12 protein-coding genes are annotated in these 11,108 nt (G+C 73.3%); 8 read left to right on the top strand and 4 right to left on the bottom strand.

The features are described from left to right. The 3 genes from B7L92_RS10480 to zapE all read right to left on the bottom strand — a co-directional run. The coding region (locus B7L92_RS10480) for a SulP family inorganic anion transporter (protein WP_438363982.1) at positions 1-892 on the bottom strand (892 nt) is incomplete at its 3' end. An 8-nt stretch (positions 893-900) separates the two neighbouring features. Then, on the bottom strand, positions 901-1,482 hold the full coding sequence (locus B7L92_RS10475; protein ID WP_081237149.1) for a carbonic anhydrase: 582 nt from the start codon (positions 1,480-1,482) through the stop codon (positions 901-903). 405 nt (positions 1,483-1,887) lie between these two features. Further along, positions 1,888-2,991 (bottom strand): cell division protein ZapE, encoded by a 1,104-nt coding sequence (zapE, locus tag B7L92_RS10470; RefSeq protein ID WP_081237148.1) that lies wholly within the window; start codon positions 2,989-2,991, stop codon positions 1,888-1,890. Positions 2,992-3,028: 37 nt separating this feature from the next. Here zapE and B7L92_RS10465 point away from each other — a divergent pair, with 37 nt between their 5' ends. The 8 genes from B7L92_RS10465 to B7L92_RS10430 all read left to right on the top strand — a co-directional run bounded on the left by B7L92_RS10465 (position 3,029) and on the right by B7L92_RS10430 (position 10,417). Next, entirely contained in the window at positions 3,029-3,838 is an 810-nt protein-coding gene (locus B7L92_RS10465; protein WP_081237147.1) for a pyrimidine reductase family protein, read from the top strand. 207 nt (positions 3,839-4,045) lie between these two features. Then, positions 4,046-4,519, top strand: a complete 474-nt coding sequence (locus tag B7L92_RS10460; protein WP_174703946.1) for an indole-3-glycerol phosphate synthase — start codon at positions 4,046-4,048, stop codon at positions 4,517-4,519. A gap of 71 nt (positions 4,520-4,590) precedes the next feature. Next, entirely contained in the window at positions 4,591-5,979 is a 1,389-nt protein-coding gene (gene murC / locus B7L92_RS10455; protein WP_081237145.1) for a UDP-N-acetylmuramate--L-alanine ligase, read from the top strand. Positions 5,980-5,993: 14 nt separating this feature from the next. Then, positions 5,994-6,401 (top strand): peptide-methionine (R)-S-oxide reductase MsrB, encoded by a 408-nt coding sequence (gene msrB, locus B7L92_RS10450; RefSeq protein ID WP_081237144.1) that lies wholly within the window; start codon positions 5,994-5,996, stop codon positions 6,399-6,401. Positions 6,402-6,899: 498 nt separating this feature from the next. Beyond that, positions 6,900-8,024, top strand: coding sequence for an ABC transporter ATP-binding protein (locus B7L92_RS10445; protein WP_081237143.1), 1,125 nt, complete (start codon positions 6,900-6,902; stop codon positions 8,022-8,024). Continuing rightward, the gene (locus B7L92_RS10440; protein WP_081237142.1) at positions 8,021-8,722 is read left to right on the top strand and encodes an ABC transporter permease; all 702 of its coding nucleotides are present in this window, start codon (positions 8,021-8,023) and stop codon (positions 8,720-8,722) included. Before B7L92_RS10445 ends, B7L92_RS10440 begins: the two co-directional genes overlap by 4 nt. Further along, positions 8,719-9,384: an ABC transporter permease gene (locus B7L92_RS10435; protein ID WP_081237150.1), complete on the top strand. Its 666-nt coding sequence runs from the start codon at positions 8,719-8,721 to the stop codon at positions 9,382-9,384. Before B7L92_RS10440 ends, B7L92_RS10435 begins: the two co-directional genes overlap by 4 nt. A 76-nt stretch (positions 9,385-9,460) precedes the next feature. Then, positions 9,461-10,417: an ABC transporter substrate-binding protein gene (locus tag B7L92_RS10430; protein ID WP_081237141.1), complete on the top strand. Its 957-nt coding sequence runs from the start codon at positions 9,461-9,463 to the stop codon at positions 10,415-10,417. Positions 10,418-10,522: 105 nt separating this feature from the next. Here the strand turns inward: B7L92_RS10430 and B7L92_RS10425 are convergent, their stop codons facing one another. Continuing rightward, positions 10,523-11,092 (bottom strand): GTP-binding protein, encoded by a 570-nt coding sequence (locus tag B7L92_RS10425; RefSeq protein WP_081237140.1) that lies wholly within the window; start codon positions 11,090-11,092, stop codon positions 10,523-10,525. Between the last annotated feature and the right edge of the window lie 16 nt (positions 11,093-11,108).

The following is an 11,108-nucleotide window of genomic DNA, read 5'->3' as shown; positions in this document are numbered from 1 at the left end:
CGATGACCGCGGTCATCGGCAGTGCGCCGAGCGCCCCGCACACCGCGTTGCCCGTGCCCTGCGCCATCAGTTCCTCGTCGTACCGGGTGCGCGGACCGTGGTGCAGCCGGTCCACCGCGGCGGCGCTGAACAGGCTCTCGGCGGAGGCGATCAGGGTGAAGGCGACGACCGTGCCGATCAGGCCGATGTCCGCCAGCGCGCCGAAGGCGTCCGCGCCGGGCGGCTGGAGGGAACCCAGCAGGCCCCGCACCTCGACCGTGGCGACGGGCAGACCGAGCGCGAGCGCCACCGCCGTCGCCAGCAGGACCGCCGCGAGCGCGCCCGGCACGGCCCGGGCCGGACCCGGCGCCCACCGCCACAGCACCATCACCACGACGGTGCCCGCCCCGACCGCGAGCGAGGCGAGCGCCTCCGTGTCGGCCAGCGCGTCCACGGCGGCCCCGGGCAGTCCCAGGACCTTGTCGAGACCGGAGGCGGGCGCCCGGAGCCCGGCCGCCGCGTACAGCTGGCCCGCGATGATCACGAGGCCGATGCCCGCCAGCATGCCCTCGATCACCGAGACCGATATGGCGCGGAACCAGCGCCCCAGCCGCAGCGCGCCCATGGCCAGCTGGAGCAGCCCGGCGGCCAGCACGATCACGCCGAGCGCGGGCAGCCCGTACGCGTCGACGGCCTCGAAGACCAGCACGGTCAGACCGGCCGCCGGGCCGGACACCTGAAGGCTGCTGCCCGGCATCAGGCCGGTGACGATCCCGCCCACGATGCCGGTGACGAGGCCGAGTTCGGCCGGGACGCCGGAGGCGACGGCGATGCCCACGCACAGCGGGAGGGCGACCAGGAACACGACGAGCGAGGCGGCGACGTCCTGCCGCAGGTGGGGGAACCTGCCCACGGCCCGGCTCACAGGGCCTCGAACGCGTCGGTGGCCGCGCGGTGCGCGCGCACGGCTCCGGTGTGCACCTCGTAGTACCAGCCGTGCAGCCGGAGCCGCCCGTCCGCCAGCCGCTGCCCGACGCACGGGTAGGAGCGCAGCCGCAGCAGCTGCGCCAGGACGTGGTGCTGGACGGCCTCGGCGCAGGCCGGGTCCGTCGCGTCGGCCGCGGCGGGCCCGTCGGCCGCGTGCGCCAGCCAGTCGCGCACGGCCGGTACGGCGTCCAGGTCGTCGCCGCGCACGAGGGCGCCGACGGCGCCGCAGTGGGAGTGGCCGCAGACCACGATGTCGCGGACGCCGAGGACCTCCACGGCGTACTCGACGGTGGCCGCCTCCGCGGTGGGGCGGTCGGAGGCGTAGGGCGGGACGATGCTGCCCGCGGTGCGCAGCTCGAAGAGCTCGCCGGGCCGGGCGCCCGTGATCAGGGCCGGGACGACCCTGGAGTCGGAGCAGGTGATGAACAGGACGTCGGGGGACTGCCCCTCGGCGAGGCGGGCGAACTCCTCGGGGCGCCGGCCGAAGGTGCGGGCGTGGTCGATGAGGGGTTGCATCTGGTGATCCTCCTGGCGCGCGGTGGGGCGCGTCGCACGGGCATGACGAAGGTGGGGGGACCCGCGGGTTCCTGGATGAGCCTTGGCCTTTACGTGACGGGCCGTATGTGCGGGCGTGAAGCGTGCGAAAGCGGAGGAAGATGAAGCGCGGGTAAAGCGGCCGTGAGGGCCGGGAACGCGGCCGGAGCCGTCCTACCTCGTAACATGCCTCTCCCTCGGGGTGAAGCACACCTCTTCCGCACGTCAACGCTTGGTCAACGGATGGTCAAGAAACACGTTAACCCTGCAAAGGGCTTTGCAGGGTCAATTTCACGTTTTGTGCCCCCGAGAGCCTGAAAAATGGAAGAGGGTTGGCGTGAACGGACCCCTGGAAGAAGGAAATTCGATCGGGTGTCGGAAAAGGGGCTACCGGTTTTCGGCGAGCCGTCCGGCGTCGCGGGCCAGGGCGGTGAGCCGTGAAATGGCCCGGAAGTACTTCTTGCGGTAGCCGCCCTTCAGCATCTCCTCGCCGAACAGCCGGTCGAACGGCAGCCCCGAGGCGAGCACGGGCACCTCGCGGTCGTAGAGCCGGTCCGCGAGGACGACGAGCCGCAGCGCGGTCGACTGGTCCGGCACCGGCCGCACATCGGTCAGGCACACCGCGCGGATCCCGTCGGTGAGGGCGCCGTAGCGGCTGGGGTGGATCCTCGAGAGGTGTTCCAGCAGGTCCGGGAAGGCGTCGAGGGAGGCGCCCTCGGTGGCGTGCGCGGCCTTGGTCACCAGCTCGTCGGAGTACGGCGGCGGCGCCTCGGGCAGGCCGCGGTGGCGGTAGTCCTCGCCGTCGATGCGCAGGGCGCGGAAGTGGGCCGACAGCCCCTGGATCTCGCGCAGGAAGTCGGCGGCGGCGAACCGGCCCTCGCCGAGCTTGCCCGGCAGTGTGTTCGAGGTGGCGGCGAGCGCGACGCCCGCCTCGACCAGCTTGCCGAGCAGGGTGGAGACCAGCACGGTGTCGCCCGGGTCGTCCAGCTCGAACTCGTCTATGCACAGCAGGCGGTGCCCGGAGAGGGTCTTCACGGTCTGCTGGAAACCGAGCGCGCCCACCAGGTTGGTCAGCTCCACGAAGGTGCCGAACGCCTTGAGCGCGGGCTCGGCCTCGGTGGCGTGCCACAGGGAGGCCAGCAGGTGGGTCTTGCCGACGCCGTAGCCGCCGTCGAGGTAGACGCCGCGCGGGCCGGCCGGGGCCCGCTTCGGCGCCTTGCCGAAGCCGAACAGCCGGCGCCGGCCCGGGGCGCCGGCCGGCGCCCCGCCGAGGCCCGCCGCGAAGTCCTCGAGGACGCGCACGGCCTCGGTCTGGCTCGGCTGGTTCGGGTCCGGGACGTACGTGCCGAAGCGGACCGCGTCGAACCGCGGCGGCGGCACCATCTCGGCGACGAGCCGGTCCGCGGGGACGTGCGGCTCGCGGGCGCACAGGGACAGCGGAGCCACGTCGGCCATCGGACCGGGACGGGAGGCGGAGGAGGAGGACGACACGGTTCCCCATGCTAAGGGGCGTGGAACACTGCACGGCATGCGACGCCTGTTCCCTGTGACCGACGTGACCGACGAAACAGCAGCTCCCGCCGGGGGCGCCCGGGAGTGGGGCCTGGCCGAGCTGGCCGCCGCCTACGCCTACCCGGGGCCGGGCCCCCGGGGCCGGGAGCCGTGGCTGCGGGCCAACATGGTGTCCACCCTCGACGGCGCCGCCCAGCACGAGGGCCGCTCCCAGCCCATCTCCTGCGCGGCCGACATGCGGATCTTCGGCACCCTGCGGGCACTCGCCGACGTCGTGGTCGTCGGCGCGGAGACGGTGCGCCAGGAGGGCTACCGGCCGGCGCGCGCCCGCACGGAGTTCGCGGCGATGCGGGAGGCGGCCGGGCAGGGGCCGGCGCCCGTGATCGCGGTGGTGACGGCCGGTCTGGACCTGGACTTCTCCCTCCCGCTGTTCGCCTCCCCCCTGGTGCCCACCCTGATCCTGACGGGCGCCGGGGCCGCCCCGGACCGCGTCGCCGCCGCCGAGCGGGCGGGCGCGCGGGTGGTGACCGCGGGGGAGGGCGCCGGCGTGGACCCCGCACGGGTGGTGCCGGCCCTGGCGGAGCTGGGGCACACCCGGCTGCTGACCGAGGGCGGACCGCGGCTGCTGGGGCAGCTGGTGGCGGCCGGGGCCCTGGACGAACTCTGCCTGACCGTCTCGCCGATGCTCACCGCCGGTGACGCGCAGCGCATCGCCGGCGGGCCCTCGGTGACACTTCCGCGGCGTTTCGCGCTGAAGTCGATGCTGGAGGAGGACGGTTTCCTGTTCACGCGCTACCAGAGGGAACGGCGGGGACAGCGGTCCTGACCGGAGGCCCGGGAACGTCCGCGGAGGTGTCCGGCGGTGGCCGTCGGTCCGGTGATCGGCGGAACAGGCCGGGCCGCCGGGCGCGGCGACGGGCACACTGAATCCGGCGGTACCCGTGCGCACACGGGGAGGACGGTTTCCGCGGGGCCTGGCTCGGCCCGCGGAGCGGCGAGGGCCCGCGGGCCCTCCGAGGAGAAGGGGCGCCTGGTGTTCACAAGCGTACTGATGATCGAGAAGGCCCTGACGTCCGCCGACGTGGAGTTCGTCACCACCCTGCACGGGGACGAGCCCGTCTCCTTCCACGTGCTGCTCCAGCCGCGCGGCGAGCAGGCGGACCGGCTGCTGCGGGCCATCGACGACGTCGCGCTCGGCGAGCTCGACGAGGCCGTCCGCGAGGGCGAGACCCCGGAGGGCGAGGAGGCCAAGGGCATGGGACAGCGGGCCCTGGAGGTGTCCCTGCAGGCCCTGCGCGCCTCCGGCGACGAGGCCGAGGGCCGCCTCGTCGAGGACCACCCCCTGGACGCGCTGAAGACCCTGGTGGGCGAGGTCGGGGCGGACGAGGTGATCGTCCTGACCGACCCGCACTACGTGGAGGAGTTCTTCCACCGCGACTGGGCCTCCCGGGCCCGGCACAAGGTGGGGGTGCCGGTGCTGAAACTCTTCTCGCACAGCAAGGCATAGGCTGGGGCGGCGCCTTCCCGCGAGGGCGCGCACACCCTCGTCCCGCTCGTCGCACCACTGGGAGAACACACATGGCACCCGGCCTTCCCACCGCCATGGACCGACCGCACTTCATCGGCATCGGCGGAGCCGGGATGTCGGGGATCGCCAAGATCCTCGCGCAGCGCGGCGCCGAGGTGGCCGGCAGCGACGCCAAGGACTCCGAGACCGCCGAGGCCCTGCGCGCGCTGGGCGCCACCGTGCACATCGGGCACGCCGCCGGGCACCTGGCCGACGACGCGAGCTGCGTGGTCGTCTCCTCCGCGATCCGCGAGGACAACCCCGAGCTGCGCCGCGCGGCCGAGCTGGGCATCCCGGTGGTCCACCGCTCCGACGCCCTCGCCGCCCTGATGGACGGCCTGCGCCCGATCGCGGTGGCCGGCACCCACGGCAAGACCACCACCACCTCCATGCTGGCCGTCTCCCTGGCCGCGCTGGGCCGCCGGCCGTCGTACGCGATCGGCGGCGACCTGGACGTCCCCGGCTCCAACGCGCTGCACGGCGAGGGCGAGATCTTCGTCGCGGAGGCGGACGAGTCCGACCGCAGCTTCCACAAGTACGCCCCCGAGGTCGCGATCATCCTCAACGTGGAGCTGGACCACCACGCCAACTACGCGTCGATGGAGGAGATCCACCAGTCCTTCGAGACCTTCGTCGGCCGGATCGTCCCCGGCGGCACGCTGGTGATCTCGGCGGACCACGAGGGGGCGCGGGAGCTGACCCGGCGGCTGGACGGCGCGGTGCGGACGGTGACGTACGGCGAGGCCGAGGACGCCGACGTGCGGGTCCTCTCGGTCGTCCCGCAGGGGCTGAAGAGCGAGGTGACCGTCGAGCTGGACGGCGCCCCGCTCACCTTCACCGTGTCGGTCCCCGGCCGGCACTACGCCCACAACGCGGTGGCCGCGCTCGCCGCGGGCGCGGCGCTCGGCGTCCCGCCCGCCGAGCTGGCCCCGGCGCTGGCCGCGTACACCGGGGTGAAGCGGCGCCTCCAGCTCAAGGGCGAGGCCGCGGGCGTCCAGGTCGTCGACTCCTACGCGCACCACCCGACCGAGATGACGGCCGACCTGGAGGCCATGCGCGCCGCCGCCGGGGACTCCCGCATCCTCGTCGTCTTCCAGCCCCACCTGTTCTCCCGCACCCGGGAGCTGGGCAAGGAGATGGGCCGGGCCCTGGCCCTGGCCGACGCCTCGCTCGTGCTGGACATCTACCCGGCCCGCGAGGACCCGATCCCCGGCGTCACCAGCGAGCTGATCATCAAGGCGGCCCGCGCGGCCGGCGCCGACGTCGCCGCGGTGCGCGACGAGGCGGAGGTCCCCGAGGCCGTCGCGGGAATGGCGAAGCCCGGTGATCTGGTTCTCACCATGGGAGCGGGCGACGTCACCGACCTCGGCCCGCTGATCCTGGACCATCTGTCGAAGTAAGGGGCTCGGAGCTCATGCCGTACGACGTGGAGAAGCCGGACGAGCAGTGGCGCGCGGAACTGTCCCCGACCGAATACGCCGTCCTGCGCCAGGCGGCCACGGAACCCGCCTTCACCGGTGAGTACACCGACACCAAGACCGAGGGCGTCTACTCCTGCCGCGCCTGCGGCGCCGAACTGTTCACCTCGGGCACCAAGTTCGAGTCGCACTGCGGCTGGCCGTCCTTCTACGACCCGAAGGACACCGACGCCGTGGAGCTGGTCGAGGACCGCTCCCACGGCATGGTGCGCACCGAGGTGCGCTGCGCCCGCTGCGGCTCGCACCTCGGGCACGTGTTCGAGGGCGAGGGGTATCCGACGCCCACGGACCAGCGGTACTGCATCAACAGCGTCTCGCTGAGGCTGCAGCCCGCCGAGGGCTGACCTCGCCGGTGACGCGCCCCGCGCGTCACCGGTCCGCGGGCCCCGCCGGCCCGGTGGAGGCGGTCGAGGCTCCGGAGGCGGTGCGCGGCTTCACCGCCTCCGGGCCGCCGTCCGGGTCGGCGGCGCGCGGCGGCGGCCCCGGGCCGCCCGCCCGGCCAGGCCGCGCGGGGCGACGCCGTGCGCGGTGTGCGCGGTGTGCGCCGCGCCGCTCGGCGGCTCCGGCCCGCGCCGCGGCATCCGCACGGACGGTGCGCCGCCGCTCCCCGATCGACCCTCCGCCCGGCACGGACGCGAAGGCCGGCCGACGGGAGATCGACGGGGTGTCGCGGACGGCAGGTTTCCCCGGGACGGGGCCGGGCAGGTGGCGGCTTGGCGCGCGGATCGCGTCCCGGGGGGTTCTGTCGGAGGTGCCGTCTAGACTCGACCGGCGACAGACCGACAGACCGACGAACCGTGCGACCCCGGCCGAAACCCGCCACCCGAAGGGCATTCCGCGTCTTGATACGGATCGACTCAGTCACGAAGCGGTACCCGGACGGCACGGTGGCGGTCGACCGGCTCTCGCTGGACGTCCCGGACCGCTCGATCACCGTTCTCGTCGGTCCCTCGGGCTGCGGCAAGACCACCACCCTCCGCATGATCAACAGGATGGTCGAACCCACCGAGGGCACGATCCTCCTCGACGGCGAGGACATCCGGCGACGCCCCGTCACCGACCTGCGCCGGTCCATGGGGTACGTCATCCAGAACGCCGGGCTCTTCCCGCACCGCACCATCGTCGACAACATCGCCACCGTGCCCCGCATGCTCGGCTGGGGCAGGCAGCGCGCCCGGAAGCGGGCCGCGGAGCTGATGGAACGGGTGGGCCTGGACACCTCGCTGGCCGAGCGGTACCCCTACCAGCTCTCCGGCGGCCAGCAGCAGCGCGTCGGGGTGGCGCGGGCGCTCGCCGCGGACCCGCCGGTGCTGCTGATGGACGAGCCGTTCTCCGCCGTCGACCCCGTGGTGCGCAAAGGGCTGCAGGACGAACTCCTGCGGATCCAGGAGGAACTGGGCAAGACCATCGTCTTCGTCACGCACGACATCGACGAGGCGGTCAAACTGGGCACCATGGTCGCCGTCCTGCGCGAGGGCGGCCGGCTCGCCCAGTACGCCTCGCCCGCCGAACTGCTGTCCGCCCCCGCGGACGGCTTCGTCGAGGACTTCCTCGGCGCCGACCGCGGCATCCGGCGGCTGTCCTTCCTCTCCTCCGCCGCACTGGAGCTGACCACCGACGCCGTGGTCCCGGCCGACGCCTCCGCCGAGCGGATCGCCGCGTCGGGCGCCCGGTACCTCCTCGTCACCGACCCCGACGGCCGCCCGCTCGGCTGGGCCGAGCCGGGCGAGCTGATCGCCGGGGACATCAGGACGGACCGACTGCTGCCCCACGGGCGGCCGTTCGTGCCCGGCGCCGACTCCCTGCGGGTCGCCCTCGACTGCGCCGTGCTCTCGCCCACCGGCTGGGCCGTCGCCGTGGACGCCGGCGGCCGGGTCACCGGGGTCGTCTCCCAGCAGGCCATCGGCGAGGCGATCCGCGCCGCCCACGCCCGGGGCCGTACGGACCAGGCCGGGGTCGCCCCGTGAACGGCTTCTTCGACATCCCCAGCGACCTCCAGCACAGCTGGTCCGGCCTGATCGGGCTGCACCTGAGGGAGGCCCTGCTGCCGGTCGCCGCCGGACTGCTGCTCGCCCTGCCGCTCGCCCAGCTGTGCGTGCGCTTCCGCCGGCTGTACCCGCCCGTGCTCGGGGCGACCACCGTGCTGTACGCGATCCCCTCGCTGGCGTTCTTCGTCGTCCTCATCGACTACACCGGCCAGAGCGAACTCACCGTGATGATCCCGCTGGCCGTGTACAGCCTGGTGGTGCTGGTCCCGGCGATCGTCGACGGGGTGCGCTCGGTGCCCGGGGAGACCCTGGCGGCGGCCACCGCCATGGGCTTCGGCCCCGTGCGCCGCTACCTGCAGGTGCAGTTGCCGATCGCCGCGCCCGCCATCGTCGCCGGCCTGCGGGTGGCCACGGCGTCGAGCATCTCGCTCGTCAGCGTCGGCGCCCTGATCGGCAACCAGGGCGCCCTCGGCAACCTGCTCGCGGCCGCGCAGAAGTACGACCGGCCCGAGCTGGCGGTGAACGCCGTGCTCACGATGGCCGCCCTGGCGATCCTGTGCGACGCCCTGCTGGTCCTGCTCCGCACCCTGCTGACGCCGTGGATGCCGCGCGGCACACGGCGTCCGAGACCCGCCGCGCGGTCGCGACGACCCGAACCGGAGGCCGCGACCCGGTGAACGTCCTCCACTTCATCAACGCCTTCTTCAGCGACGGCGCCCACTGGCACGGCTACGACGGCATCCCGCAACGCCTCCTCGAACACGTCCGGTACACGCTGCTGGCCCTCGCCCTCGCCACCGCGATCGGCCTGCCCGTCGGGCTGGTGACAGGGCACACCGGGCGCGGCGGGAACGCGCTCGCCTTCGTCGCCAACGCCGCCCGCGCGCTGCCCAGTTTCGGTCTGCTGGTGCTGGTGGTCCTGCTGATCGGGTTCGGTCTGCTGCCCGTGATGATCCCGCTGGTCGTGCTCGCCGTCCCGCCGATCCTGGTGACCACCTACGAGGCGGTCCGCTCCGTCGACCCCTCCCCGGTGGACGCCGCCCGCGGCATGGGCATGCGGGAGTCGCGGATCCTCCTGAGGGTCGAACTGCCGGTGGCGCTCCCGCTGATCCTCAGCGGCCTGCGCTCGGCGGCCATCCAGATCGTGTCGACGGCCACCATCGCCGCGTACGTCAGCCTCGGCGGCCTGGGGCGGTACATCGTCGACGGGCTCTACCAGCGCGACTACGAGAAGGTGGTCGGGGGCGCCACGCTGGTCGCCGTCCTGGCGCTGCTCACCCTCGCGGTGTTCTGGGCGGCGGGCAGGCTCGCGGTGTCGCCCGGGGTGCGCGGGCGCTGAACCGCGCCCACACGCGCGACGAACCGTAATCAGCACGTTCTTGACGGGCCGTGAAGCGGCTGGATTGGATCGACGGATGACTTCTACCGCGCAGTGCAGCAGGTCCACGACGAGGTACACCGGTGCGACGGCCGTCTCCCTCGCCGCCGCGGCGGCGCTGCTCGCGGGCTGTTCCTCCGGCGACACCTCCGACAACCCCCTGGCGGAGGAGAAGACGGAGGCCGGCACCGTCGTCGTCGGCTCGAACAACTTCGCCGAGAGCACCCTGCTCGCCGACATCTACGGCGAGGCGCTCCGGGCCAAGGGCATCAAGGTCACCTACAAGCACAACATCGGCAGCCGGGAGACGACGTACGGCCTGATGAAGAACGGCTCCATCACGGTCCTGCCGGAGTACAACGGCTCGCTGCTCGCCTACCTCGACCCCGAGGCCGAGCAGGAGTCCACCCGGGCCGTGAACGAGGCCGTCAAGGAGAAGCTGGACAAGAAGCTGACGCTGCTGGAGCCGTCGCCGGCCGAGGACAAGGACTCGGTGAGCGTCAACGCCGAGACGGCGAAGAAGTACGGCCTCACCACCTCCTCCACCCTCGCCGACCTCAAGGACGTCGCACCGGAGCTGGTGATCGGCGGTTCGCCCGAGTTCCAGACCCGGCGGCAGGGGCTGAAGGGCCTGGAGTCCGTCTACGGCCTGAGGTTCAAGTCCTTCAAGGCGCTCGACGCGGGCGGGCCGCTGACCCAGGCGGCGCTGGCCGGGAACACCGTGCAGGCGGCGGACATCTTCACCACCGACCCGACCATCGTCAAGGAGAAGTTCGTCGTCCTGAAGGACCCGGAGAACCTCTTCGGGTTCGCGAACGTGACCCCGCTGGTGCGCAAGGAGGGGCTCCCCCAGGAGGGCGTCGACGCGCTCAACGCGGTCTCCGCGAAGCTGGACACCGAGACCCTCCTCGACCTGGACGCCCAGGTGCAGCTGGAGAAGAAGGACCCGCTGGACGTGGCCAAGGCCTGGCTGGAGTCGGCCGGACTGTCCTGACGCCCGGCCGGACCCGGTGGGCGCGGCGGCCCCGTCGGCGCCCACCGGGCGGCCCCACCGCGCCGCCCCGTCCGGCCGCCCACCGCGCCGCCCGGCCCGGCCGTCTCACGGCGCCGGGGCCGCCGCGGCGATCAGCCGGTCGATCAGCGCGATCAGCACGTCCCGGCACGACTCCCGCTCCCGCGCGTCGCACAGCAGCACCGGCACGCCCTCCGGCAGCGTCAGCGACTCCCGTATCTCCTCGGCCGGGTACGGGTGCTCCCCGTGGAAGCCGTTGGCGGCGATCACGAACGGGATGCCCCGGCGCTCGAAGAAGTCGATCGCGGCGAAGCTGGACTCGGGCCGGCGCACGTCCACCAGGACCACCGCGCCCAGCGCGCCGAGCGCCAGGTCGTTCCACATGAACCAGAACCGCTGCTGGCCCGGGGTGCCGAAGAGGTACAGCACGAGGTCGTCGGAGACGGTGATCCGGCCGAAGTCCATGGCCACGGTGGTGGCACGTTTCTCCTCGATGCCGTTCAGGTCGTCGACGTCCAGGCCCGCCATGGTCAGCGGTTCCTCGGTGCGCAGCGGGACGATCTCGCTGACCGAGCCGACCATGGTCGTCTTGCCCACGCCGAAGCCTCCGGCGATCAGGATCTTGACCGTGTCGGGTGCCCGCCGGGCGGCGGGCACCCGACACGGTCAAGAT

The organism is Streptomyces viridosporus (assembly GCF_002078235.1).
Taxonomy (GTDB): Bacteria; Actinomycetota; Actinomycetes; order Streptomycetales; family Streptomycetaceae; genus Streptomyces; species Streptomyces viridosporus.
This window is presented reverse-complemented; position numbering and strand designations above follow the sequence as displayed.

Coding starts and splice junctions, on each gene's coding strand:
- B7L92_RS10475 (WP_081237149.1), bottom strand. CDS start 1,482: ATGCAACCCCTCATCGACCACGCCCGCACCTTCGGCCGGCGCCCCGAG.
- B7L92_RS10465 (WP_081237147.1), top strand. CDS start 3,029: ATGCGACGCCTGTTCCCTGTGACCGACGTGACCGACGAAACAGCAGCT.
- murC (WP_081237145.1), top strand. CDS start 4,591: ATGGCACCCGGCCTTCCCACCGCCATGGACCGACCGCACTTCATCGGC.
- msrB (WP_081237144.1), top strand. CDS start 5,994: ATGCCGTACGACGTGGAGAAGCCGGACGAGCAGTGGCGCGCGGAACTG.
- B7L92_RS10430 (WP_081237141.1), top strand. CDS start 9,461: ATGACTTCTACCGCGCAGTGCAGCAGGTCCACGACGAGGTACACCGGT.